Origin of the sequence: Streptomyces sp. NPDC059166, assembly GCF_042755185.1 — a bacterium.
In the GTDB taxonomy this organism is placed as follows: domain Bacteria; phylum Actinomycetota; class Actinomycetes; order Streptomycetales; family Streptomycetaceae; genus Streptomyces.
Genome location: NZ_JBHZCI010000026.1, coordinates 61494 through 85605, shown reverse-complemented (window position 1 = coordinate 85605; position 24112 = coordinate 61494). Strand labels below are relative to the sequence as shown.

Annotated in this window: 22 protein-coding genes and 1 pseudogene; 12 read left to right on the top strand and 11 right to left on the bottom strand. The window is 71.4% G+C overall.

Annotated features, from left to right (window positions below):
• The first annotated feature begins 72 nt into the window (after nucleotides 1-72).
• On the top strand, nucleotides 73-1278 hold the full coding sequence (locus ACFXOA_RS20575) for a cytochrome P450 (protein WP_385030223.1): 1206 nt from the start codon (nucleotides 73-75) through the stop codon (nucleotides 1276-1278).
• Here ACFXOA_RS20575 and ACFXOA_RS20570 read toward each other — a convergent pair.
• From ACFXOA_RS20570 to ACFXOA_RS20560, 3 genes are read right to left on the bottom strand one after another with little or no spacing between them, the layout of a single operon-like run.
• Nucleotides 1261-1647: a hypothetical protein gene (locus ACFXOA_RS20570; protein WP_385030220.1), complete on the bottom strand. Its 387-nt coding sequence runs from the start codon at nucleotides 1645-1647 to the stop codon at nucleotides 1261-1263. The two genes, ACFXOA_RS20575 and ACFXOA_RS20570, sit on opposite strands and share 18 nt — an antisense overlap.
• Before the next feature lie 42 nt (nucleotides 1648-1689).
• Nucleotides 1690-3348 (bottom strand): ABC transporter permease, encoded by a 1659-nt coding sequence (locus ACFXOA_RS20565; RefSeq protein ID WP_385030217.1) that lies wholly within the window; start codon nucleotides 3346-3348, stop codon nucleotides 1690-1692.
• Nucleotides 3345-4277, bottom strand: coding sequence for an ABC transporter ATP-binding protein (locus ACFXOA_RS20560; protein WP_385030214.1), 933 nt, complete (start codon nucleotides 4275-4277; stop codon nucleotides 3345-3347). Before ACFXOA_RS20560 ends, ACFXOA_RS20565 begins: the two co-directional genes overlap by 4 nt.
• A gap of 92 nt (nucleotides 4278-4369) precedes the next feature.
• Here ACFXOA_RS20560 and ACFXOA_RS20555 point away from each other — a divergent pair, with 92 nt between their 5' ends.
• The gene (locus ACFXOA_RS20555; RefSeq protein WP_385030292.1) at nucleotides 4370-4936 is read left to right on the top strand and encodes a GbsR/MarR family transcriptional regulator; all 567 of its coding nucleotides are present in this window, start codon (nucleotides 4370-4372) and stop codon (nucleotides 4934-4936) included.
• A gap of 148 nt (nucleotides 4937-5084) precedes the next feature.
• Here the strand turns inward: ACFXOA_RS20555 and ACFXOA_RS20550 are convergent, their stop codons facing one another.
• The gene (locus ACFXOA_RS20550) at nucleotides 5085-5921 is read right to left on the bottom strand and encodes a diacylglycerol kinase (RefSeq protein ID WP_385030212.1); all 837 of its coding nucleotides are present in this window, start codon (nucleotides 5919-5921) and stop codon (nucleotides 5085-5087) included.
• A 186-nt stretch (nucleotides 5922-6107) separates the two neighbouring features.
• Here ACFXOA_RS20550 and ACFXOA_RS20545 point away from each other — a divergent pair, with 186 nt between their 5' ends.
• Entirely contained in the window at nucleotides 6108-7391 is a 1284-nt protein-coding gene (locus tag ACFXOA_RS20545) for an adenylosuccinate synthase (protein WP_385030209.1), read from the top strand.
• A 234-nt stretch (nucleotides 7392-7625) separates the two neighbouring features.
• Here the strand turns inward: ACFXOA_RS20545 and ACFXOA_RS20540 are convergent, their stop codons facing one another.
• Complete coding sequence (locus ACFXOA_RS20540) at nucleotides 7626-8198, bottom strand: NUDIX hydrolase (RefSeq protein WP_385030206.1); 573 nt, start codon at nucleotides 8196-8198, stop codon at nucleotides 7626-7628.
• 63 nt (nucleotides 8199-8261) lie between these two features.
• Nucleotides 8262-9806, bottom strand: a complete 1545-nt coding sequence (locus tag ACFXOA_RS20535) for a substrate-binding domain-containing protein (protein WP_385030203.1) — start codon at nucleotides 9804-9806, stop codon at nucleotides 8262-8264.
• Between the two features lie 395 nt (nucleotides 9807-10201).
• Here ACFXOA_RS20535 and ACFXOA_RS20530 point away from each other — a divergent pair, with 395 nt between their 5' ends.
• From ACFXOA_RS20530 to ACFXOA_RS20520, 3 genes are all read left to right on the top strand, one after another.
• Nucleotides 10202-11089, top strand: a complete 888-nt coding sequence (locus ACFXOA_RS20530; RefSeq protein WP_385030200.1) for a glycoside hydrolase family 19 protein — start codon at nucleotides 10202-10204, stop codon at nucleotides 11087-11089.
• A 97-nt stretch (nucleotides 11090-11186) separates the two neighbouring features.
• Complete coding sequence (locus ACFXOA_RS20525) at nucleotides 11187-11681, top strand: hypothetical protein (protein ID WP_385030197.1); 495 nt, start codon at nucleotides 11187-11189, stop codon at nucleotides 11679-11681.
• Between the two features lie 551 nt (nucleotides 11682-12232).
• A complete protein-coding gene (locus tag ACFXOA_RS20520) occupies nucleotides 12233-13954 on the top strand; it encodes a helix-turn-helix domain-containing protein (RefSeq protein ID WP_385030194.1) in 1722 nt (573 codons plus the stop codon).
• Between the two features lie 33 nt (nucleotides 13955-13987).
• On the opposite strand, the gene ACFXOA_RS20515 is transcribed toward ACFXOA_RS20520, so the two are convergent.
• The 4 genes and pseudogenes from ACFXOA_RS20515 to ACFXOA_RS20500 all read right to left on the bottom strand — a co-directional run bounded on the left by ACFXOA_RS20515 (nucleotide 13988) and on the right by ACFXOA_RS20500 (nucleotide 17729).
• Nucleotides 13988-14182, bottom strand: coding sequence for a hypothetical protein (locus ACFXOA_RS20515; RefSeq protein ID WP_385030191.1), 195 nt, complete (start codon nucleotides 14180-14182; stop codon nucleotides 13988-13990).
• Between the two features lie 82 nt (nucleotides 14183-14264).
• Nucleotides 14265-16319, bottom strand: a complete 2055-nt coding sequence (locus tag ACFXOA_RS20510) for a protein kinase (RefSeq protein WP_385030187.1) — start codon at nucleotides 16317-16319, stop codon at nucleotides 14265-14267.
• Between the two features lie 286 nt (nucleotides 16320-16605).
• Nucleotides 16606-17121: pseudogene (locus tag ACFXOA_RS20505) on the bottom strand (MarR family winged helix-turn-helix transcriptional regulator); the annotation flags it as partial.
• The gene (locus ACFXOA_RS20500) at nucleotides 17118-17729 is read right to left on the bottom strand and encodes a DJ-1/PfpI family protein (RefSeq protein WP_385030184.1); all 612 of its coding nucleotides are present in this window, start codon (nucleotides 17727-17729) and stop codon (nucleotides 17118-17120) included. The pseudogene ACFXOA_RS20505 and the gene ACFXOA_RS20500, both read right to left, overlap by 4 nt.
• Nucleotides 17730-17923: 194 nt before the next feature.
• Between ACFXOA_RS20500 and ACFXOA_RS20495 the strand changes: the two genes are divergently transcribed.
• From ACFXOA_RS20495 to ACFXOA_RS20485, 3 genes are all read left to right on the top strand, one after another.
• Nucleotides 17924-19297 (top strand): aspartate aminotransferase family protein, encoded by a 1374-nt coding sequence (locus tag ACFXOA_RS20495; RefSeq protein ID WP_385030181.1) that lies wholly within the window; start codon nucleotides 17924-17926, stop codon nucleotides 19295-19297.
• Between the two features lie 87 nt (nucleotides 19298-19384).
• Nucleotides 19385-20092 (top strand): GntR family transcriptional regulator, encoded by a 708-nt coding sequence (locus tag ACFXOA_RS20490; protein ID WP_385030178.1) that lies wholly within the window; start codon nucleotides 19385-19387, stop codon nucleotides 20090-20092.
• A 195-nt stretch (nucleotides 20093-20287) separates the two neighbouring features.
• Entirely contained in the window at nucleotides 20288-20938 is a 651-nt protein-coding gene (locus tag ACFXOA_RS20485) for a hypothetical protein (protein WP_385030175.1), read from the top strand.
• Between the two features lie 132 nt (nucleotides 20939-21070).
• On the opposite strand, the gene ACFXOA_RS20480 is transcribed toward ACFXOA_RS20485, so the two are convergent.
• Nucleotides 21071-21859, bottom strand: coding sequence for an SLATT domain-containing protein (locus ACFXOA_RS20480; RefSeq protein ID WP_385030172.1), 789 nt, complete (start codon nucleotides 21857-21859; stop codon nucleotides 21071-21073).
• Between the two features lie 360 nt (nucleotides 21860-22219).
• Here ACFXOA_RS20480 and ACFXOA_RS20475 point away from each other — a divergent pair, with 360 nt between their 5' ends.
• From ACFXOA_RS20475 to ACFXOA_RS20465, 3 genes are all read left to right on the top strand, one after another.
• Entirely contained in the window at nucleotides 22220-22555 is a 336-nt protein-coding gene (locus ACFXOA_RS20475; protein ID WP_385030289.1) for a YbaB/EbfC family nucleoid-associated protein, read from the top strand.
• 60 nt (nucleotides 22556-22615) lie between these two features.
• Complete coding sequence (recR, locus tag ACFXOA_RS20470) at nucleotides 22616-23215, top strand: recombination mediator RecR (protein WP_385030169.1); 600 nt, start codon at nucleotides 22616-22618, stop codon at nucleotides 23213-23215.
• 84 nt (nucleotides 23216-23299) lie between these two features.
• Nucleotides 23300-23959: a DUF5063 domain-containing protein gene (locus ACFXOA_RS20465; RefSeq protein WP_385030166.1), complete on the top strand. Its 660-nt coding sequence runs from the start codon at nucleotides 23300-23302 to the stop codon at nucleotides 23957-23959.
• The last annotated feature ends 153 nt before the right edge of the window (nucleotides 23960-24112 follow it).

Below are 24112 nucleotides of genomic sequence, written 5' to 3'. Positions count from 1 at the left end.
GCGTGCGGGGGGCCGCGGGACGCGTGCGGCGTCTGCGCGTACGGGAGGCGTGCGAGGCCGTAGCGTCGGTCCATGCACGTGTCCTTCGATCCCTGGTCCCCGGCGTTCGTCGCCGACCCGTACCCCGCCTACGCCGCGCTGCGGGCCACCGGCAGGGCGCACTACTTCGAGCCGACACGGCAGTGGCTCGTCCCCCACCACTCCGACGTGTCCGGGCTGCTGCGCGACCGACGGCTGGGACGGACCTATCTGCACCGCTTCGGCCACGAGGAGTTCGGTGTGGCCGCCCCGCCCGCCGAGCACGAGCCGTTCCACACCCTCAACGGCCACGGGATCCTCGACCTGGAGGCACCCGACCACACCCGGATCCGGCGGCTGGTCGCCAAGGCGTTCACCCCCCGCAGGGTCGAGACGCTCGCGCCGACCGTGGAGCGGCTGGCCGCCGGCCTCGTCGACGACTTCGTCGCGGCGGGCGGCGGCGACCTCCTCGGCGCGGTCGCCGAGCCGCTGCCGGTGGCCGTGATCGCCGAGATGCTCGGGATCCCGCAGGCCGACCGGGGCCTGCTGAGGCCGTGGTCGGCCGCCATCTGCGCGATGTTCGAGCTGAATCCGCCCGAGGAGACGGCACGCGCGGCGGTACAGGCATCGGCCGAGTTCTCCGCGTATCTGCGGGAACTCATCGCCGACCGGCGCACCGCCCCGGGGACGGACCTGATCTCCGGGCTCATCGCCGCGCACGACGACGAGGACCGGCTCAGCGAACAGGAGATCGTCTCCACCTGCGTGCTGCTGCTCAACGCCGGCCACGAGGCGACCGTCAACGCCACCGTCAACGGCTGGCGGGTGCTCTTCGAGCACCCCGGACAGCTGGAAGCGCTCCGGGCCGACCACGCCCTGCTCCCCACGGCTCTCGAAGAACTGCTGCACTACGACACCCCGGCGCCCATGTTCACCCGCTGGGTCCTGGACGACGTCGAGATCGGCGGCACCCTCATCCCGCGCGGGGCACAGGTCGCCCTCCTCCTCGCGTCGGCCAACCGGGATCCGGAGCGCTTCAGCGACCCGGACACGCTGGACCTCTCCCGGCAGGACAACCCGCACATCTCGTTCGGGGCGGGCATCCACTACTGCCTGGGGGCCCCGCTGGCACGGGTCGAACTGGCGGCTTCCTTCGGTGAACTGCTGCGCAGGGCGCCCCGGATGCGGCTGGTGGCCGAACCGGAGTGGAAGCCGGGCTACGTGATGAGAGGGCTCGCCCGGCTAGAGGCCGAGATCTGAGGCGGCGGGACCGGACAGGCGGATGTGATCCGGGTCGTGCGGGTTCGCCCAGCTGTGCAGGGCCCACGCGGACATGACGAGCACTCCGGCCGTGCAGACGGCCGCGAGGGCGACCCGTACCGGTGGGGCCCCTGGCCGGGACAGCAGACGCAGGGTCAGCAGCCATGCCGCCGTGGGGATCAGGAGCCCCGCGAGGAGGACGAGGGGCAGGTCGGTGAAGAGCGCGGAGAGGTCCCTGCCCTGCCCCTCGAAGCCGGCGCCCGCGTGGACCCGCGTCCTCCTGGACGACCCCCAGACGTACAGGGCGGTGACCACCCCTGACAGCGCCGCCGCGCACCCGCCGTATCCCGTCACATCCCTTTGCTCCATGTGTGATCACGACGCATGGCGCCGGTGACCGGTTCCCCGCGCCTACTTGGTCAGCAGGTCACGCCTGCGGAAGCCTTCCAGGCCGAGCAGGATCAGGACGGCGGCGACCAGGGTGAGGGCGGCCATGGGCGTCCAGTCCATGGACTGCGCCGGAAGCCTGGGCACGTGGCCGAAGGGGGACAGGCCGTTCGCCCAGTCCGGGAACCGCAGAAGCTGCCCCAGGTAGCCGGTGACGAACGAGTACACCGGGACCGCCCACGCCGCCTGAGCGGCCCTGGGAGCCCAGCCGAAGAGGACCGCGGCCACCCCGGCCGTGACCCACAGGGCCGGGGCGTAGGCCAGGGCCGCGCCCGTCAGGGTCAGGACGAGCCCGGCGTCGCCGGCCGAGAGGGCACCCAGTACGCCGATGCCGAGCCCGCCGGCGAGCAGCAGCACCGTGCCGCCCGCGAGCGCGACCACCAGATGCCCGCCGGCCCACCTGCCGCGGGACAGCCCGGTCGCCAGGAGCGCCTCGGCGCGGCCGGCGTTCTCCTCGGCGCGCGGCCGCAGGGCCGCCATGACCACGAACACCGAGGCCGCCACGGCGAGGACCACCATGATCATCGAGGCGAAGGACTCGGCCACGCTCGCGCCGCCGATCCTGCGGAGCGCCTCCTGGACCTGGTCGATGCCGCCCAGCATGTCCTCCGCCTGGCCGAGGACCGACCCGTACATGGCACCCATGACGAACAGCCCGGCGGCGAATCCCGCCAGCACGGCACGGTGCAGCCGGAGTTCGAAACCCAGTGGTCCGAGCAGCGCGCGGGACGCCGCCGGACGTCCGGGCCCGGCCGCGCGGAGGCCCGCTCCCACGTCCCGCCGGGTGGACAGGAGGAAGCCGGTGCCGGCGCAGAGGGCGGCGAACCCGCCGCAGAGCAGCAGCGGCCACCAGCGGTCGTCCACGTACGGGTAGGTGCGCTGGACCCAGCCGATCGGGGACAGCCACGAGACGCTGCCCTCGCCGCCCGCGTCCCCGGCCGCCCGGAGGGCGTAGGCGAGCCCGACGACCGCCAGCGCGGTGCCGGTGGCGCCCCGGGTGTGCGCGGTGAGCTGGGTGGTGATCGCCGCGACACCGGCGAAGGCGAGACCGACGGCCGCGTGCGCGACCCCGTACAGCACGGGGCCCTCCACGCCGCCCGGGGCCAGGTCCATGGACCCGAGTCCCACGGCGAGCAGGACGGCGAGAGCCAGGTCGGCGATCAGCGCGAGCGAAAGCGCGGCGGCGAGCTGCGCGTGACGTCCGACGGCGGTGGAGCGGACCAGCTCGGCGCGACGGGTCTCCTCCTCGTCACGGGTGTGACGGGTGATGACCAGGACGTTCATCAGGCCGACCAGGACGGCCAGGAAGCCGAGCATCTGGTGGCCGAGCATCGCGCCGAAGGTGTAGTCGTCCAGATAGTGCCGGGGGCCGGTCATCGCGAGTCCGGCGGGGCTGCCCATGGTGCCGACGAGGGAGGCGCGGGCCTCCGGACCTGCGTACAGCGTCGTGTACTTGTCCGCCGTGGCCAGCGTGCCCGCCCACAGGGCGAGGACCCACACGGGCAGCCGGACGCGGTCCCTGCGCAGGGCGAACGCGACGAGGGTCCGGGTCCCGGCGAGGGCACCGGAGCCCGCGGGTGACCGGGTGGTCGCCGGGGCCCCGGCGGTGGCGGCGGCGCTCACCGGGGGTTCCCCGCCCGGCCGTGGCCGTTGGCGGCGAGTTCGTCGCCGTAGTGCCGGAGCATGAGCTCCTCCAGGGTCGGCGGGTGGCTGACCAGGCCGCGCACACCGCTCTCGGCGAGCCTGCCGACCGCCGCGTCGAGATGGCCGCCGTCCACGGCGAACCGCACCCTGCCGCTGCCGTCCCGGGAGACCTCCAGGTCGTGCACCCCCGGAATCGACTCCAGCCCCACCGGTGGCCTGGCCGTCTCGGCCTCGATCGTCGTACGCGTCAGATGCCGCAGCTCGCTCAGCGACCCGGACTGCACGGTCCGGCCCTGCCGGATGATGCTCACCCGGTCGGCCAGCTTCTCGACCTGCCCCAGGATGTGGCTGGACAGCAGCACCGTGCGGCCGGCTGCCTTCGCCTCCAGGACGACGTCCTGGAAGACCACCTCCATCAGGGGGTCGAGCCCGGCGGTCGGCTCGTCCAGCAGCAGGAGTTCGGCGTCGGAGCTGAGGGCGGCGACGATGGCCACCTTCTGCCGGTTGCCCTTCGAGTAGGCCCGGCCCTTCTTCGTGGGGTCGAGATCGAAGCGCTCGGTCAGCTCGTCCCGCCGGCGCCGGTCGGTCCCACCCCGCAGGCGTGCCAGCAGGTCGATCGCCTCGCCGCCGGTGAGTCCCGGCCACAACTCGACGTCGCCGGGGACGTACGCCAGGCGCCGGTGCAGTTCCACGGAGTCCTGCCAGGGGTCCTTCCCCAGCAGCCGGGCGGTACCCGAATCGGGGCGGAGCAGGCCCAGCAGGATCCTGACGGTGGTGGACTTCCCGGCACCGTTGGGCCCGAGGAAACCGTGCACCTCGCCCGTCTCGACGCCGAGGTCGAGGCCGTCCAGCGCACGTGTCCGCCCGAACGACTTGTGCAGGCCGGAGACGCTGATTGCCGTCGTCATGTCCTGGAACGTACGCTGGTTTCACAAAGTTGTGAAGTTAAGGAACCGTATAAAGTCGGGTGATGATCGGAGCGGGGAAGGCGGCGGAGCCCATGACCGGCGAGACCGGGGGCGGCGGAAGGGCGGACGGGGGCGCCGAAGCGGAGCGGGAGCCCGTCATCGCCGCCGAGGAGGATTCCGGTCCCGTCGCCGGCAGGGACGAGGACGCGGTGTCGCGGTTCGTCGAGCGTTTCGCGGCGGAGATGACCGAGGCCGGGATGCAGCGGATGGCCTCACGCGTCTTCGCCGCGCTCCTCGCCGCCGACGACGGGTCCATGACCTCCGCGGAACTCGGCCGTCAGCTCCGGATCAGCCCCGCCGCGGTCTCCGGCGCGGTCAGCTACCTCACCCAGGTCAGCATGGTCGGCAGGGAGCGCGACCCCGGCTCACGCCGCGACCGGTACCGCCTGCACCACGAGCTCTGGTACGCGACCTTCGCCAGCCGTGACCAGGTGCTGACCCGCTGGGAGCGCACCCTGAAGGACGGCGCGCGCTCCCTGGGCGAGGACACCCCGGCCGGTGCGCGGCTCATGGAGACGGCGGAGTTCTTCGCCTTCCTCCAGGCGGAACTGGTGGGTGTCCTGGACCGGTGGCGCGAGAGCCGCACGAAGTCCGGGTGACGGCCGGTCCGGGTGACGGCCGGTACGGGTGACGGCAGGTCCGGGTGGATGCTGCGCGGCGCCCGGGCGGTTCGGGCGCCCTGGCGGTTCACGCCCGAGTGGGTTCAGGCGTCCTGGTGGGGCACGGCCCGCTCCGCCCGGGGCGGCCTCAGGCCGCCGTGGTGGGCAGGATCAGGCCCCAGGCGTCCGCCCGTACCGTCCAGGTGCGCGTCCTGACCGGGCCGGAGATCTGTATGTCCGCGCGGTAGCGGAAGTCCGGTCCGGCCACGGTGACGGCCTTGGCCTCCGCGGCACGGGTCTCCCCGCCCGCCGTGCGGATCACCACGGCTGCCAGGCCGCCGTCGCCCTGGGCGGCCACGGAGACGTCCTCGAGGGGCCGGTCCAGGTCGTTCAGCAGCACCCCGTCCGCCTCGATCCGCAACCGGTGGGTGTGTGCGGCACCGGCGGGCGGGGCCGGAACGGGGCGGACCCATGAGGTCACGAGGGTCCGGCAGGTGTCCCAGACCGTCTGGTGCCGGCCCGCGGCGGGGCCGGCCGCCGGTATGCGGAGCTTTCCGAGGACCACGCCGTCGCTGTCGTCCACGAGCAGATCCAGCCGGCGCGCGGTCCCGTCGAGGGCCGTGCGCGCGGCCGCGACCGCGCCCCTGGGCACGCCGAGTCCGTGGGCGACCTCCAGGGTGTGTGCCGCGCCGACCGGGATCAGGGCGAGCGTGCTGTCCGAGAGCTCGCGTTCCCGGTGCAGCTGGGACACCGCGCGCAGCAGCGCATGGTCGTCGCCGACGACGACGGGCCTCCTGGAACCCCGCCGGGACAAGGCCCTGGCGAACTCGTCCGGGCTGTCCGGAAGGCAGATCTTGGCGTGCGCGCCCGCGCTCAGCACGTCCTTCGCGATGCGCACGGACTCGCCGTCGTAGCGGCGCGCCAGGGGGTCGATCAGCACGAGTAGCTGGTGGTCGCCGTCGCCGGGGGGCTCTGCAGCCGACACCTCGGTCCTTCCTCGGGTAGCATCTTGGTGCAAGAGCCCCTTGCGCTATTGCGCCAGGGGCTTCGTCTATTCCGGGGCACCCGGTTCGACGGCTCAGGCTTTGCCGTACATCGTCGTGCGGCAGGTACGACCTTTACGTACGCCCCCTGACCTTGGACATGCCCCGCCCGGAAGGGGTGTACGCCTGTGCCCGCACTTGTGCTGCTCGGTGCTCAGTGGGGTGACGAGGGCAAGGGGAAGGCCACCGACCTGCTCGGTGGATCCGTTGACTATGTGGTGCGCTACCAGGGCGGCAACAACGCCGGTCACACGGTCGTCGTAGGCGACCAGAAGTACGCACTGCATCTCCTCCCCTCCGGAATCCTTTCGCCGGGGTGTACCCCGGTCATCGGTAACGGTGTCGTCGTCGACCCGGCGGTCCTGCTCTCCGAGCTGAGCGGTCTGAACGAGCGAGGCGTCGACACGTCCAAGCTCCTGATCAGCGGCAACGCTCATCTGATCACTCCGTACAACGTCACCGTCGACAAGGTGACGGAACGCTTCCTCGGCAAGCGGAAGATCGGCACGACCGGGCGCGGTATCGGCCCGACCTACGCCGACAAGATCAACCGTGTCGGCATCCGCGTCCAGGACCTCTACGACGAGTCGATCCTGGAGCAGAAGGTCGAGGCGGCGCTGGAGCAGAAGAACCAGCTCCTGGCCAAGGTCTTCAACCGGCGCGCGATCGAGTCCGGGAAGATCGTCGAGGAGATGCTCCAGTACGCGGAGCAGATCAAGCCGTACGTCGCGGACACGACGCTGATCCTGAACGACGCCATCGACGAAGGCAAGGTCGTCCTCTTCGAGGGCGGCCAGGGCACCCTGCTCGACGTCGACCACGGCACGTACCCCTTCGTCACCTCCTCGAACCCGACCGCGGGCGGCGCCTGCACCGGGGCCGGGGTGGGCCCGACGAAGATCAGCCGGGTCATCGGCATCCTCAAGGCCTACACCACCCGTGTCGGCGCCGGCCCGTTCCCGACGGAGCTCCTCGACGAGGACGGCGAGGCGCTGCGCCGCATCGGCGGCGAACGCGGTGTGACCACCGGCCGTGACCGTCGCTGCGGCTGGTTCGACGCCCCGATCGCGCGCTATGCGACCCGGGTCAACGGCCTCACCGACTTCTTCCTCACCAAGCTGGACGTGCTGACCGGCTGGGAGCGGATCCCGGTGTGCGTGGCGTACGAGATCGACGGCAAGCGCGTCGAGGAACTCCCCTACAGCCAGACCGACTTCCACCACGCGAAGCCGATCTACGAGACGCTGCCGGGCTGGTCCGAGGACATCACCAAGGCGAAGACCTTCTCCGACCTGCCGAAGAACGCGCAGGCGTACGTGAAGGCGCTCGAGGAGATGTCGGGCGCCCCGATCTCCGCGATCGGCGTCGGCCCCGGCCGTACCGAGACCATCGAGATCAACTCGTTCCTGTAGGCCGGTAGGGCCTGTAGGGGCCTGTAGGCGCTTCAGGGTCCGGAGCCCTGTGGGCGCCTACAGGCCCGGAGCCCTACAGGCCCGGAGCCCTGTCGGGCCTGTGGTGGGCCTGGGCCTCCGGGGCCTGGGACGACCACGGCGGCGGCCGGACCCTCACATCGGGGGTCCGGCCGCCGCCGTCTTCGTCGGCAGTGGGGACACGGCGGTCGGCCGGTGGACCGGTGACGGCCCCGGTCAGGGCAGTTGCCGGGAGAAGGCGACCGCGAACAGCGCCCCGGCGGCGCAGCAGACCAGCACCGCCGGCACGACCCAGCGACCCCTGCGCTCTCCGCGCAGGGGCGCCGTCAGCCGGCACTGGAGGCCGGCCACCCCGTACAGCGCCGCCATCGCCGCGAGCACGACGGGGACGGACACGGCGAAGTGGGCCACCCACGCACCCGTCCTGCCGGGACCGCCCCACGAGTGTTCGTAGGGCCCGTGCTCCACGAGCCCGTAGAACGGCCCGCGGGCCACCCCCGTCAGCAGCACCCCGGTGAGGAGCAGGGACAGCACACCCAGCAGCGCCGTCGCCCCGGCATGGGCGGCCGTCCGTGTCCCGCCGGGCCGCGGAGTCCCGGAACCGGCCGCCGGTCCCGCGCCCAGGAGAGCGCGGGCGAAACCCCCGCGGCCCGCGGCGGCCATCACGAGTGCGGCCGCGCCCCGGGGCAGCAGGGCGACGGCGGCCAGGGCGCGCAGGGCGATGTGCCGCGCCGCGGTGGAAGGGGCGGTGGGTGTGGCCAGGGGGGAGCGCTTCCACGAGGTGTCCATGGGCGTGGACGCTACGACCGGGCCACGTCAGCGAGCGAGATACCGAGGTGCTGTTCAGGGCCCCTACCCGGGTAGGGGGTCGTCCGCGCCGCACAGCCGCGTCCCCTTCGGAGTCGCGCACGGCAGGTGGCCGTTGGCGCGCATGATCTCCTCGCCGTAGTTGTCCAGGTAGTTCAGGAAGCCGGCCACCAGGGAGTCGGCGGGCGGAGAACCGTAGGTGTAGGCGTATTCGATCTCCCGGTACGGGTAGTCGCTGGTGCCGATGGCGTCGACGGACGGGAAGGTGCCGTCGATCGCGGTCCGGTGTGCGCCGTCCGGCACGGCTCCGCCGCGCAGCTCGGTGTAACCGATCGCCCCCTCCAGCCTGGCGACCTCCGTCAGGACCTGGTCGGTTCCGTCGAGTTCACAGCGCAGGACCGGGGCGTCGGCGTAGTCCTTCGTGGTGCAGTCGCGAGAGGATGCCGCAGGCTCGTTGGCGTCCAGGACACGGCGCTGGAAGACCTCCCGTGTGCCGGAATTGGCGTCCCGGCTGACCAGTCGGACATCCATGTCGGGGCCGCCCGGAATGAGCTGGTTCCAGTTCCGGATCTCGCCGCGGTAGATCTTCCTGATCTGGTCCAGGGAGAGGTCCTTCACCGGCACGGTGTCGTTGACGACGAGTGAGAAGAGTGAGATCGCCACCTCCTTGCCGTGCAACGCGGTCAGCGCTGCCGGCCGGGGGCCGTCGGACAGCGCGATCATGGACGGGGAGCCGGAGGACTTGGCGCCCTCTCCGTCGAGCTTCCGTACACCGGCGTTGCTGCCGTGGATGTCCAGGCGGATCGTGGCGCCCTCGCACTCCTGCTCGTACTTCCGCCTGAGCTCCTCCACGACCGGCTTGAAGGCGGTCGACCCGGTGATCGTCAGGGTGCCCTCGGCGCAGTCCATCGGAGGAGGGGAGTCGTCCCGCACGACGATGATGCCGGCGAGCGCGACGACGCAGCAGGTGAGGGCCACGGTGATGATCCTCGACGCCGGGCCGAACAGCGGGGGCTTCTCGTCGGGGCGGGCCGCCTTGTTCCGTGCGACCACTCCGTCCCGGATGCCTCCGGTGATCCTGATCGGCCCGCCGACGTGGGATCCGGTGAGCAGGACCAGGAGTTTGAAGTGTTCGTTGCGGTTGAGCGGGACGCGCGGCAGCCGGATGACCGAGCCGTCGTGACGCAGCCCTGCCGACGGGGTGAAGTGGTCGGTCAGATGGTCGGCGTCGGACGAGTGGGTCACGGCGATGCCGCGGACCGACCGCCCGGTGAACTCGACGGTCAGGCCGTTCAACTCGCCGCGGCCGGTGTAGTCCTCGTAGCCGATCGACTGTGATCCGTCGTTCTCGATGCGCAGCAGGACGAGGGTGGCGTCGGCCATGTCAGGGGTCTCGTTGAAGAGACCGAGCCGGACGTTGGCCCTGCCCTGGCTGACCTCGCTGCCTATCGGTGTGTCCATCTGCACGCGGTAGCCGATGCGTTTGCGGCGCGGGACGCGGCGTTCGTACCAGAGCACGCCGGCCGAGGTCGCCACGCCCAGAAGGGCGGTGAGGACCGCGATGACGTTCTCCGCGCTGACCCACTCCATGTGCCTCGTGCTCCCCCTGCGCCCGCGTGCCCGTGTCGCCCGCTTGCCCGTGTCGCCCGCTTGTCCGCGTGCCCGTGATCCCTGCGTGCCCGTGATGCCTGCGTGCCTGTGATGCCTGTGCGGCTGCCGCGCCGCGCTGCCCGGGCGCCGGTCGTGTGCCGGCCGTGTGCCGGACACCGTAGGGCGGGGAGTCGTGTGGTGGGGCGGGTGGCGGTTTCCTTCCGGTGAAGTTCGTCCTTCGTTCAACAGGGCAGTTGTGAAGCCCAGTTGGGGCAGGGGGTGGAGTTCGAGTTCTGGTCTAGACCTTGACAGGTCCAGACCATCAGCGCTTGGGTGGCCGTACCCCCCATGGCGGCGCACGCTCGGCGCGAGCGCCGCGCCGAAGGAGTGATCACGTGTTCAAACGTGTCATGAGCCTGATTGCCGCGCTGGGCGCGGTCATCGCGACGTTCGTCCTCCTCCCCACCACCGCATCGGCAGCCGCGTGCGCACCCGCGTGGAGCGCCTCCTCCGTCTACGTCGGCGGCGGGTTCGTCTCGTACAACGGTCACAACTGGTCCGCGAAGTGGTGGACGCAGAACGAGCGGCCCGGGTCCGCCGACGTCTGGGCCGATCAGGGTGCCTGCGGAAGCGGCGGTGAGACCGACCCGGATCCGGATCCCTCGGGCTTCGTCGTCAGCGAGGCGCAGTTCAACCAGATGTTCCCGAACAGGAACTCCTTCTACACCTACAGCGGTCTCACCGCGGCCCTCAGCGCCTACCCGGGCTTCGCCGGCACCGGCAGTGACACGGTGAAGAAGCAGGAGGCCGCCGCCTTCCTCGCCAACGTCAGCCACGAGACCGGAGGGCTGGTGTACATCAAGGAGATCAACGAGGCCAACTACCCGCACTACTGCGACGCCGGCCAGCCCTACGGCTGCCCGGCCGGTCAGGCCGCCTACTACGGCCGCGGCCCCATCCAGCTCAGCTGGAACTTCAACTACAAGGCCGCCGGCGACGCCCTCGGCATCGACCTGCTCGGCAACCCCTACCTCGTCGAGCAGGACGCCGCCGTGGCCTGGAAGACCGGCCTCTGGTACTGGAACACCCAGTCCGGCCCCGGCACCATGACGCCGCACAACGCGATGGTCAACGGGTCCGGCTTCGGCGAGACCATCCGTTCCATCAACGGCAGCCTGGAGTGCAACGGCGGGAACCCCGCCCAGGTGCAGAGCCGAATCGACAAGTACCAGGCGTTCGTCCAGATCCTCGGCACCACCCCCGGCTCGAACCTGAGCTGCTGACCCTGCCCGGTCACGGGAAGCGGGGGCGCGTCCGGCCTTGGGCCGGGGGCGCCCCCGCTTCGTGTCCCGGTGCCGGCCGTTGGCAGGATCTGGTGTCATGAGCACGGACGGCAGTAGCGCACCGGACCACACGCACGCGGCCCTTCTCGCCCGGGTCGACGACCTCCTGGACCTGCCCTTCCCGGCAGGGGAGGAGGGGAGCGAGGACGACGACGGGCGCAGCAGCGGCCCCGGCCACCACCTGCTGATCCTGCGCGCCGGCCCGGACTACTGGGACGGCCGTTCGCCGGAGACCGTGGAGCCGGCCGAGCAGGAGATCGAGGACGGCTTCAGCTTCCTGGCCACCGAGTTGAGCGGACGGTGGGGGGAACCGAGGACCGTGGACCTCTGGCCCTGGCTGGAGCAGGACGAGGAGAGCGGTGCCGTAGTGCCCGAGCCCATGGCACAGCTCTGCAACCTGGCGGGCAGCATGCAGGTCTGGCACCTGCCTGGAGGGGCGCGATGGATCGGACTCGCCGTGGGGCAGGCTGACCCGGAATGGCCGATCTGGCTGCTGGCGGCCGTGGGGGAGGAGGCGGTCCTGCCGGGGTGAGGCTGTCCTGTCAGGTTGAGGTGGCCCTACCGGGGTGAGGTGGTCCTGCCAGGTTGAGGTGGCCCTGTCGGGCCCATGGTGCTGTGGCGGTGTGGCGGTGTGGCGGTGTGGCGCTGTGGCGGTGCTCGGGCCGCGGTTCGGCCGCGGTTCGGGTGTCGGCGTGGTGGGGCCTGGGCCACTCGACGTCGGCGGCTTCCGTGGGCGGTGACGGCGGGCGACGACAGCGACCACCCCCGTGAGCCGCTGCCGTCGTGCCGTCCGGACATCCCCGATGTCCTCAGGCTCCCCGCGGGACGCCGCAAGGCTGACACGTGACGCCTTTCCGACCCCGGGATGTGCACCTTCCGGACGTTCGCGACGTCCTCCGGTCCCCGGATCCGAAACGTCCCGACGTCCCCCGACGTCCCCCGGACGTCCCGGAACACCCTGTGGACTCTAGGTGGAGTCCGCGGTCCGAGGGGAGAATCAATTCGCACCGTGTGACTCCCGACGGGTATCAAAGAGCACAACCGGACCGGTACTCTGCACTCCGGTTTCGGGGAGGTGAGGACGTGGGCGTCCGTGAAAGGGCCGACGACGTACTGCTGATGTACCGGCTGGCCCGGACAGGCGGAACCCCCGAACTACTCCGCAGCCTGGCCCGAAGAGCGGACGGCTGGGCGGGGATCCTCGACACCGACGGGACGGTACTCCAGGCCGTCTCGGGGAACCTCCGCATGCCGGCCCACGAGGCTGTGGACCTCGCGTCCCGGGCCGCAAAGGAACTGACTGCGCGTGGAGCGGGCTCGTACGCCCTCGATGCCGAAGGCCGTGCGCTACTGCTCTTCCCCCTCGACCGAAACCTGACTCACCGGAACCCGGCCTACCGGAACGCGACTCACCAGAATCCGGCCTACCAGAACCCGTCCGCCCGGGAAACCGACGCCCGCACCGGCGCAACTCGCGTCCACACCTCCCACAACGAAACCCCGCACGACGGCACTTCCTTCTTCGGCATCGCTGAGGAAGACGCCTCCCCCGACGGGATCCCGCACACCGGTACCCCCGCTGTCGGGGTGACCGGGGAGCGCGGGCCTGTTGTGGCCGTGGTCGCACCCGGCCCCATGCCGAAGGGGCTGCCGACGCTGCTGGCCGACGCCGTGATGCCCCTGGGGCTTTCATGGGCTGCGGAGAGCGTCGAACGCAAGCGGCGCCGCGTGGACCTGGCGGAGTCACGCGGCCGCGAGGCGGTACTGCATCTGCTCATGACGGGCCAGCTCTCCATCGCCCATCAGGTGGCGGGCGCGCTGAGGCCCAGGCTGCCCGACCCGGTCCGCGTCTGTGTCGTCGAGTGCTCCGGGGGCCGGCGGGACGAGGTGGCCCGCATCTGCGCCGAAGCCTCGGGCGGCCGGACCTGGATCGTGCGCTGCCCTGTCTACGCGCGCCATCTGATCCTGATCGCGCCGGTGGACGAAGAGCCCGAGGAGCGGGTCCCGGAGAGCGGACGCACACTCGGTTCTGCGGTGACGGGGCTCGTGGACGACTGCGTCGTGGGGGTCAGCGAGGAGGTGCGGTTGCCGGACACGGCGACGGCGTACCAGCAGGCGTTCCACGCGCTCGCCGTCGCGCGTGGACTCCCCGGGCGCCACGCCCGGTTCGGGGCTGCCGTCGAGCCCGCACTGGTCGTCGGTGCTGCCGGGGCACGATGGGCCGACGCGCTCCTGGCGCCGCTCCTCAGCCATCTCCCGCGCCGTTCGCAGGACCCGAACAGCCAGGAGCTGTCGGCGACCGTCGCATCCTGGCTGGCGTTCGCCTCGCACGCCACCCAGCACCTGAAGATCCACCGCAACACCCTCGCGGCCCGTCTGAAGTTCGTCGGGGAACTCCTCGACCTGGATCTCCAACGCGTCGAGGACCAGGCGGTCGTCGACCTTGCCCTCCGCATCCGGGCCACCCCCTCGCTCAACCGGTCCGCTCCCGGCACACCGGCGGCAGGCCGCGACGTCGAGGAACTGGACACGGTGCTGAGGGCCCCCGGCGTCCAGGACTGGGCCGCACAACAGCTGCGCCTCATCGCCGAGGCCGGCCCCACGGGTGAGGAGACCCTGCGGACGTGGCTGCGCTGTGAGGCCCAACTCAGCCTGACAGCAGCCGAGCTGGGCATCTCCGTACCCGGCGCCCGAAAGCGGCTCACCCGGCTGGAGGCCTTGCTGCGCCGGTCGCTCCTCCGGACGCCGAGCGCGCGGTACGACCTCTGGCTCGCCTTCCGGGCGACGGATGTGGCAGCGGCCTGATCCACGGCTCTTCCCTGGCCCTTCCCTCCTTGCCTAGGAATGCATGACCATCACCACGTACACGCCGGACACGACTGCGACGACGCAGAGCGCGGCCAGGACGGTCAGCGCGCAGCCCAAGGCTCCGACCGTGCCGGCAACGACCCCCCAGCCGAGGCGCGTTGCTCGACCGGCGCGTCGGAGTGCGTCGTGGTACCCGCTGTCGTCCTCCCAGTCGGAATCGTTCATGGGCACCACCGCTGCACTCGATCCAGGAGCTCGGTCAGACTCTCCGGGAGTCGCTGCCGGTGGCCTTGAGAGGTGAGCACCTTCATCGTCCGGCCGCGTCCTGGCCGGACTTCTCGTACGTGAGGCTCTGGCCGGTGGACGTGATCTCCCGGCGCAGGGTGCCATCGGGCAGCAGAGCCAGAACCGTGGCTTCCCCCGGGGTGCACGAGGACATCGGTTCGCCCTCCACGACCCGTGACGGGCCGATCCGGACAGGGCCCGCCGAGGACGGCTCGTTCGCCAGGGAGGCCCGGAAGACACAGCGGTACGATCCGCCTCCGGCGAGCGGACCCTCGGCGGTCAGCGTGAGTACCGGATCTCCCACCGAGCCCTGGGACAGACTGAGCCGGCGGGCGGAAGCACCTCCGTCACCCTGCACCGTCCCGGTCCAGGACCCCAGGAAGCCTGAGGGTATGACGCCGCCGGAGGACCCTTTTCCTGAACCGCCGGAATCCCCGGAGGACCCGACTTCCGACGGGGATGCCTCACCGGTGTGCGATCCCGTGGTGTCGTCGTGCCCGCCGCTCAGGAGGCCGTAGACCCCCCAGCCGGTACCTAGCGCGACAAGCAGAGCCACCATGGCCAGCACCAGCACGGAGCCCGCTCGCCCACGACGGTCACCCTCTCCGGGCGGGGCCGGGCGTTCCGGCTCCTGTGTGCCAGGCGGACAGGGGGCCGCCGTGCTCATGCTGTGGGTGCTGCCCAAGGGCTGCGGATGCCCGTGGGGCCCTGCGGGCCATGGGGCTCGCGCTGTCCGATCATGCGGCGCAGGAAGTGCCGTCGGAATGGCGCGCGTGGATGCGGGCACGGGCTCGACGCCGCGATGTGCGGATGCGGGTATGGGTATGGGTACGGCGGGTGCGGGTGCGGGTGCGGGTGTGGATCCGGGTGCGGACACGGATTCGGTGGCGGACGCGGAAGGTGCGGCTACCGACCCAGCCACGGTCTGTGCGGGCACAGGGGGTGTGGACTCGGGAGCCGATGAGTCGGCAGGCGTGGACGGGTGAGGCGTGGCCGTGCGGGAGGTGGACGGGTGAGGCGTGGCCGTGCGGGACGCGGACGGGTGAGGGGAGGCGGCAGGTGGCGGTTCGGACGGGGCTCGGCGGTCATGGTCCGCGACGGTCCCGCCATCCCCCATGGGCACTTCGGAGACCTCGTCGGAAGGGTCTTCGTAGTCGAGCAGCTCCACAGCATGCCTGCCGAGTTGGGCGATCAGCACTCCCGGCAGCCACGGCTCGGACACGTCCGGGTCGTGCCACTCCTCCAGGAGCGTGTCCGCCGAAGGCCGGGCAGCCGGATCCTTGGCGAGACACTCCTCGATCAACTCCGCCAGGCCGACGGGGACACCGGTGAGGTCCGGGGCTCCCTCCGCGATGCGGAACATCAGGGCATGGGCCCCGCCTTCCGCAGTACCGAAAGGAAGCCGTCCGGTCGCCGCGTAGACCAGCACCGAGCCCAGACAGAACACATCGCACGCAGGTGTCAGGCGGTCGCCCCGTACCTGCTCAGGTGCCATGAACCCAGGGGAGCCGACCATCGAACCGGTGCGCGTGAGGCCTCCGTCGGAGACAAGATCCAGCGCGCGTGCGATGCCGAAGTCGATGACTCTGGGGCCGTCGATCGTCATCAGCACGTTGGACGGTTTCAGGTCACGGTGAATCAGCCCGGCGCGCTGGATGTCCTGGAGGGCTTCCGCCAGCCCCGCGCCCAGGATGCGGACGGAACGCTCGGGAAGCGGGCCGTACGCGGCCGGCGCCGGCGCCGGTGCCGCAGTGTTCGTCCGTCCGGAGACGACGGTGTGCAGGGACGGGCCGGCGATGTAGCCGGTGGCCACCCACGGCACTGCGGCATCCACTCCGGCGTCCAGGACCGGGGCGGTCCAGGATCCGCCCACCCGCCGCGCGGCCTGCACCTCGGCCCGGAACCGGTCGCGAAAGTGCTGCTGTGCCGCAAGCTCGGGGCGCACGAGTTTCAGGGCGACGGTGCGGCCCCGGTCGGACCGCGCCAGGAAGACCTGCCCCATCCCCCCGGACCCGAGGCGTCCCAACAAGCGGTAGCTTCCGATGCGTTGCGGATCACCGGAGCCCAGTTTCTCCATGGTGCGCTTCCTCCCCCGTACGGCCGTGTCGGACCGTGGATCGAGAATAGCGGCGGGCAGGCTCCGGCGGACTCCCTCATTCCTTGAGCGGTTCCGGCGGTTCCGGCGGTCCGACGGCTGGTGGTGTGGACGGCGTCGTCACCGGTGACGACGGCGCCTCCGGCGATGGTGAGGGCGAAGGCGTCGCGGGATGAGCCGGGGAGGGTGACGTGCCGACAGGCTCCGGAGGCGAGGTGCGTGACGTGCCGACAGGCCCTGGAGGCGAGGTGCGTGACGTGCCGACGGGCGCCGGGGCCGTGAGCTTGTCCATGGCGGCGGAGAGCCGCTCCAGCACGTGAACGGTCTGCGTGAACTGCTCCTCACCCAGTTCTTCGGCCAGCTTCGTCGCGAACTCCGCGTGGGCAGGGGATATGCGGCTCACAGCCGCACGGCCCTCAGCGGTCGGCCGAAGCAGCTTGGCCCGTCGGTGAGCCGGATTGGGCACGTACTCGGCAAGGCTGAGACCGACCAGAAGATCGGCGATCCGCTGCACACTCTGTCGGGTGATCCCCATCGCACGGGCGATCCCCGAAACCGGCAGAGGCTCGGACAGTACCGCGCCGAGGACCTGCCACCGGGCCGCGGTGAGCCCGGCGGGATCCGCCAGTTCCTCGGCCACGGAGAGGAACCTCCCGTTGAGGCGGAACACCCCGAGCGCGGTGCGGCTCAGGAGCTCTGCCGCCCTGCCGTCGTGCTGGCCGACATGGTCGTCAGGCGGGGTCCGCCCCGCACGATCCGTGTCACCGGTGAGGTCGTCCGTCATCCTTGAAGCACCTCGTACGCGCTCTGGTCGGAGTCGTGGAAGAGCCGGTACCAGGCGTCGAGTCTCTTCGGTTCGAACACCTCGAGGAGTCCGAGGATCTCGCGGGCGAAGGCGACCGGTTCGGTCGGTCCGGCCGTGATGAGGGCCCCCTGCGAACCCTCGCCCCGATGCGTCACCGCGTCGGTGTCGACGTAGTGCCCGCCGCCGGCGTACCCGGTGGCGTCGAGGTAGAAGGGCACAGCGCTCGTGTGCGCGCGGTCGTCGAGCAGCCCCTCGCGCGCCAGCCCCGCGGTCGCTCCGCAGATGCCCGCGACCGGGACTCCTGCCTCAAGGAAGGTCCGCGCCGCGCGGGCGAACGGGGCGAGGGTGTCGCCCGTGTCCCAGAGGGAGGCGCCGGTGAGGAGGAGCAGGGCGCTGTCACCGGGATCCAGATCGGCCAGCGCGAGGTCCGGCTGGATACGCAGGCCGCCCATGGTGGTGACAGGGGCTGTGGTGAGGCCGACCGTGCGCACGGTGTGGCCGTGCTGGGTGAGCTGGGACGTGGCGAAACCGGGCTCCCAGTCGGCGAACGTGTCGTAGACGGCGAGGTGGACTGTCCTGCGGGCCATGGTGACCTCCGGTCGCTGAGTGCGGATCCAGGGCTGATGACGAGGCTTATGACAACATCCTGTCATCAAGGCAGCATGCTGTCAATGGGCGATCCGGTTCCGGCGGGAAGACCCGACAGCCTGCCGAGCCGCGCGGCTCAAGCCGTACACAGTGGCCATGGAGGAGGGGCCATGGAGCCGCATACGCTCGCGCCATGAGCTCAGATGCCTCCCGCGCCCCCTTCGCCGATCCCGCCGCGGGCGCGGCCGTGAAGGCCGCCGACCGCGCACACGTCTTCCACTCCTGGTCCGCCCAGGGCCTGATCGACCCGCTCGCCGTCGCCGGCGCCGAGGGGGCCTACTTCTGGGACTATGACGGAAACCGCTACCTGGACTTCACCAGCGGCCTGGTCTTCACCAACATCGGCTACCAGCACCCTGCAGTCGTCGCCGCGATCCAGGAGCAGGCGGGGCGTCTCGCCACCTTCGCTCCCGCGTTCGCGGTCGAGGCGCGTTCCGAGGCGGCGCGCCTCATCGCCGAGCGCACCCCCGGTGACCTGGACAAGATCTTCTTCACCAACGGCGGTGCCGAGGCCGTGGAGAACGCCGTCCGCATGGCACGGCTGCACACGGGACGTCCGAAGGTGTTCTCGGCCTACCGCTCGTACCACGGCGCCACGGCCACCGCGATCAACCTCACGGGTGATCCCAGGCGCTGGCCGTCCGACACCGGCGCGGCAGGAGTGGTGCGCTTCTGGGCGCCGTTCCTCTACCGCTCCCCCTTCTACGCACGGACCGAGGCCGAGGAGTGCGCCCGGGCGCTCCAGCACCTCGAGGACACGATCGCCTTCGAGGGGCCGGCGACCGTCGCCGCCGTCGTCCTGGAGACGATCCCCGGCACGGCGGGCATCATGACGCCGCCGCCCGGCTATCTCGCGGGCGTCCGGGAGATCTGCGACCGGTACGGGATCGTCTTCGTGCTGGACGAGGTGATGGCCGGGTTCGGGCGCACCGGGAAGTGGTTCGCCGCCGAACACCACGATGTGGTGCCGGACCTGATGACCTTCGCGAAGGGGGTCAACTCCGGCTACGTCCCGCTGGGGGGCGTAGCGATCAACGCGGAGATCGCCGCGACCTTCGAGACCCGGCCCTACCCGGGCGGACTCACGTACTCCGGCCACCCGCTGGCCTGCGCGGCCGCGGTCGCCACGATCCGGGTCATGGAGGAGGAGCGGGTCGTGGAGCACGCCGCCCACCTCGGCGAGCACGTGATCGGCCCCGCGCTCCGCGACCTCGCCGAGCGCCACCCGTCCGTGGGCGAGGTCCGGGGGACCGGTGCGTTCTGGGCGCTGGACCTGGTCCGTGACAGGGAGACCCGCGAGCCGCTCGTCCCGTACAACGCGACCGGCGAGGCCAACGCCCCCATGGCGGCCTTCGGGGCGGCCTGCAGGAAGAACGGTCTCTGGCCCTTCATCAACATGAACCGGACCCACGTCGTCCCCGCCTGCAACATCACGGAGGCCGAGGCGAAGGAAGGGCTGGCGGCCCTGGACGCCGCTCTCGCGGTCGCCGACCAGCACACCGTGTAGGGGCCATCCGACAGGACGCCCTCCCCGTGCCCGGAACCGGGCAGCGCCCTGGCTTAAGGTGACCCAAGCCAGGAACGGGAGGGCGTCATGGGTGCGAGCGGTGGTGTGACCCGCAGTACGCTGCGGCAGCAGATCGCCGACGCACTGCGTGACGAGGTGCTCGCGGGGCGTCTGCAACCGAGGGTGGAGTTCACCGTCAAGCAGATCGCCGAACAGTACGGTGTCTCCGCCACGCCGGTCCGCGAGGCGCTCTTCGACCTCTCCGCGCAGGGTCTCCTCGAGTCCGACCAGCACCGAGGCTTCCGCGTCCGTGAGTTCGCCGTCGCCGACTACCGCTCGATGGTGGAGGCCCGGGCCCTGGTCATCGACGGGGTCTTCCGCGTGATCTTCGACGGGAGCGGATCGGCGCCCACCGTCCTCGGCGCCCACCATGCCGCGCTCGTATCCGTGCGCCGCCGCGCCGAGGAGGCCGCACGGGCGGCGCGCTGCGGCGACCTCGACATCCTCATCGGCTACGACCTGCGGTTCTGGAAAGAGCTCGGCGCGGTCATCGGCAACGCCTACATCAACGATTTCCTGCAGCGGCTGCGCATGCAGGCCTGGGCCTTCGCCGTCCCCTACCTGCGCGGGGACGGTGCGCTGCGCGAGGACCTGTGGAGCGGTCACCAGGACCTGGTCGAGGCGATCGCGGCCGCCGACGGTCCGGCGGTACGCGCCGTGCTGGACGCCTACTACGCGCACGGGCTGGACTGGGCGGACCGCCTGGAGGCCGGAGGCCGCCCCGGCCCCGGCTGAGCGCCCGCGTGCGCGAGGTGGCCGCCGGAGGCGCCGTACGCGTGACGCTCCGGCCGCGCGGCCCCGCCCGCGTACGCCGGACGTCCCTCCCGTCCGTGCGGGGCGCGGTCCGCGGGTCCGCACCCTGTGCGTCGGGTCCCGGGCCGCATTACGCTGTCCCGACCATCGCACGAACCCGTTGGAGAGCGAGACTTCGTGGCCTGTGACCTGTGGCTGGTCCCCCTCGTCGATGTGCTGTGCCACAGCCCCGACAATCCGTTCGCCGAAGAGATCGCCGTCTACGACAAGGCGCTGAACGACGCCGGCCTGCCGCCCGTCCCCGTACACGCCTACATGCCGGGCCTCACCGGTGACGTCGCCCCGGTCGCGGGCTTCGACTACGAGGCCCTGCACTTCCTGCGCCGCGCCTACCTGCTCCAGCTGAGCGGCCTCGCCGTGACGCCCGTGGACGAACTCGGCGGGGACTACGAGCAGTTGCTGGAGATGTTCGAGCAGAGCGCGCAGGCGTCCCATCTCGTCTGGCACTACGACCACGCCGGTGCGTACATCCCTCTGGACTTCCCGCACCCGCTCTCCGACGACCAGCTCCTGGAGGGTGGCGGGCCGCTGGGGTCCTCCCACGGCCTGCTGAGGGAACTCGAGTTCGTCGCACCGTCGATCGGCATCGACCCCACGAACCCGCCGCCGACGCCCCTCCCCCCTTCCGGACCGACCGAGTTGGAGGAGCCTGCCGCGCCGGCCCCCCACGACGACAGCCCCTTCTCCAAGGAGCGTCACGTCTGGCTCGGACTGCACGTGGCGGCCACCCGGAGTCTCGCCCAGGGGTCGATGATCATCTTCAGCTGACGGGGCGGAGGCCGGAGTCCAGGGCACGGGCAGGGCCGCGGAGCCCGTCGGTCGAGCCACCGTGGCACCGCGCCGGGGGCGGGCCGGCGCGGCGCGGAGAACGGCCCCTACCGGCCCGGAGGGCCGGCGGCATCACCGAGGCGGCTCGGGTGGCCGCTGGCGCGGCATGTTCGGCCTGGTCACCGAGGGCATCGTCAGCCGTCCGGGCGGGGTGCCCGGCTCGGGGCGTCCGCCCGGCCCGCCCGAGAGCAGCGACTGCATGCCCATGGGGGCGGGGCCGGCCCGGAATTCCACCATCCAGTCCGCCGTCTCCATCCGGACGAGCTCGGTGATGTCCTCCGAGAACCGGCGGAGCACCCCCAGGCACCGCTCCGCCGCCTCGCTCGCGGTGCCCTCCGTCGGCCCCAGCACCTCCCTGACGCACTCGGACGACCAGTCGAACTGGAGCGCCTGCAGCCGCCGCTGCACGGCCTGGGCGGTGGCCAGGTTCCTTATCCACCCGGAGGTCAGCCCGAAGTAGCGGTCGCAGGCCATGCACGCCGCCCCGAGCAGCAGGGACAGGTAGCCCCAGCCCGCGGACCCGTGCAGTTGCCCTGTCAGGTCGAGCAGGGGGAGCGCCGCCCCGGCGACCACCCCCGACGCCGTGCCGAACCTGAGCAGCCGAGCCGTGCGGCGTTTGCGGACACGGTCGCGCAGATACCAGTCGGCTGTCTCCAGGGCGCCGGCCTCCACCCAGCGGTACAGCTCGTCGAGCCGTTCGGCGGGCTCGCCCCAGTCCCCGAGGGGGAAGGCGCGGCCGGTCAGGTCACGGGGGCCCGAACCGTCACGCGTACCGGACCGCTCGGTTCCGGTACCTGTACCGGAACCCGCGCCGGACTCCTTGCGGGGCGGCCCGTCGGGCTGCATCTCCGGCTGACTCACCGGGGCACTCCTCTGCACTCTGCGTTCGGCGCGTATCGAAGCGGATCGGCACGGCTCTCGGTCACTGCGGGGCGACGACCGGCATATGACCGAAGCCCCATCCGTGTAACTCTGCGTTACCTGCGATATGCGTACGGGTACGGATACGCATGCTCTTCCTACCGCCGAATGGTGGGCCGCGGGGGCGAAATCGCGGGATTCCCGGGTGGGTACGGCCTCTGGTCAGGTATAGGAGCACGGCAGACGGATTTGAGAACTCACTCGAAAGAGTTGGTCCCCGGTGCGTGGGGCATGGTTTCCGCGGAGCACGTAGGCTCGGCGTACCGAAACAATCCGTCGTCGAAGATGCCAGGAGTGACCGTGATTCCCGGTGGTGGCCAGCCCAACATGCAGCAGCTCCTCCAGCAGGCCCAGAAGATGCAGCAGGACCTCGCCGTGGCCCAGGAGGAACTGGCGAACACCGAGGTCGAGGGACAGGCGGGCGGCGGCCTGGTGAAGGCCACGGTGACCGGTTCCGGAGAGCTCCGCGGGCTCGTGATCGACCCGGGCGCGGTGGACCCGGAGGACACCGAGACGCTCGCCGACCTCGTGGTCGCCGCGGTCCAGGCCGCGAACGAGAACGCGCAGCAGCTCCAGCAGCAGAAGCTGGGACCGCTGGCGCAGGGCCTGGGCGGCATGCCGGGTCTCCCGTTCTGACCCTGTAGCTACCCGGGCGTACCGGATACGGTACGAACAGGAAAAACGAGAGGCGTTCCGTTGTACGAAGGCGTGGTCCAGGAGCTGATCGACGAGCTGGGCAGGCTGCCCGGCGTCGGTCCCAAGAGCGCGCAGCGGATCGCCTTCCACGTGCTGCAGGCCGAGCCCACCGACGTGCGCCGTCTCGCCCACGCACTCCTCGAGGTCAAGGACAAGGTCCGCTTCTGCAAGGTCTGCGGCAACGTCGCGCAGGAGGAGCAGTGCGGCATCTGCCGGGACGCCCGCCGCGACCGCTCGGTCATCTGCGTCGTGGAGGAGCCCAAGGACGTCGTCGCGATCGAGCGGACCCGTGAGTTCCGGGGCCGCTACCACGTGCTCGGCGGGGCGATCAGCCCCATCGAGGGTGTCGGTCCGGACGACCTGCGGATCAGGGAGCTGCTGGCCCGTCTCGCGGACGGCTCCATCACGGAGCTGATCCTCGCCACCGACCCCAACCTGGAGGGCGAGGCCACGGCGACGTACCTCGCCCGGATGGTCAAGCCGATGGGCCTGCGGGTCACGCGGCTGGCCAGTGGGCTGCCCGTGGGCGGCGACCTGGAGTACGCGGACGAGGTGACTCTCGGCCGCGCCTTCGAGGGGAGGCGGCTGCTCGATGTCTGATCCGGCGCCTGACGGCCTCCTTACGCCCGGCGGCGCTATGTTCTACCCACCGTTCGCGACCGTGCCCACGGGAGGTCACCCTCGATGTCTGACGCCACGCTGAACTCCGTCACGCAGGACCCGGACGATTTCGCGGTGCAGATCGCGGACCAGATCAAGACGTTCATCGTCGCGGTCACCGAGGTCTCCAAGGCCGAGGAGCCGGAGGAGGCCGTACCGGTCCTGCTGCTCCAGGTCTCCCAGCTGCTCCTCGCGGGCGGCCGGCTCGGGGCCTACGAGGACATCCTCCCGGACGAGCGCTACGAGCCGGACCTGGGAGCCGAGCCGGACGCCGACGGCCTGCGCGAGCGCTTCGCGGAGCTCCTGGAGCCCATCGACGTCTACTCCGAGGTCTTCGACCCGTACGAGCCCCGCAAGGCACCCGTGCCCCACCGGATCTCCGACGACCTGGCCGACCTGGTCACGGACCTCAGCCACGGCCTCGCCCACTACGAGGCGGACCGCACGGCGGAGGCCATGTGGTGGTGGCAGTTCTCGTACTTCTCCAACTGGGGTTCCACCGCCTCGGCCGCCCTGCGTGCCCTCCAGTCCCTGATCGCCCACATCCGGCTGAACCAGCCGCTGCAGGAGCTCGACGGCCTCGACACCGACCAGGACCCCGGGGAGGGGGACCTGGCGGAGGAGGCGGGGCGCGTGATGGCCGAGGAGATCGGCCTTCCGCTGGGACTGCGGCCGGTCCTATAGGCGACCCACCCGGATCCGGTGGGCGCCCGGGCCCCGGACAGGGCCGGCGGGCACGTCTCCCCGGCCCGGGGCGTCTCTGTGGCCTGGGACACAAACGCGCTTGTGGCGTGAGAGATCGGGAAGCAGTCCGGCACGAGCAGTTCGGGGCGACGC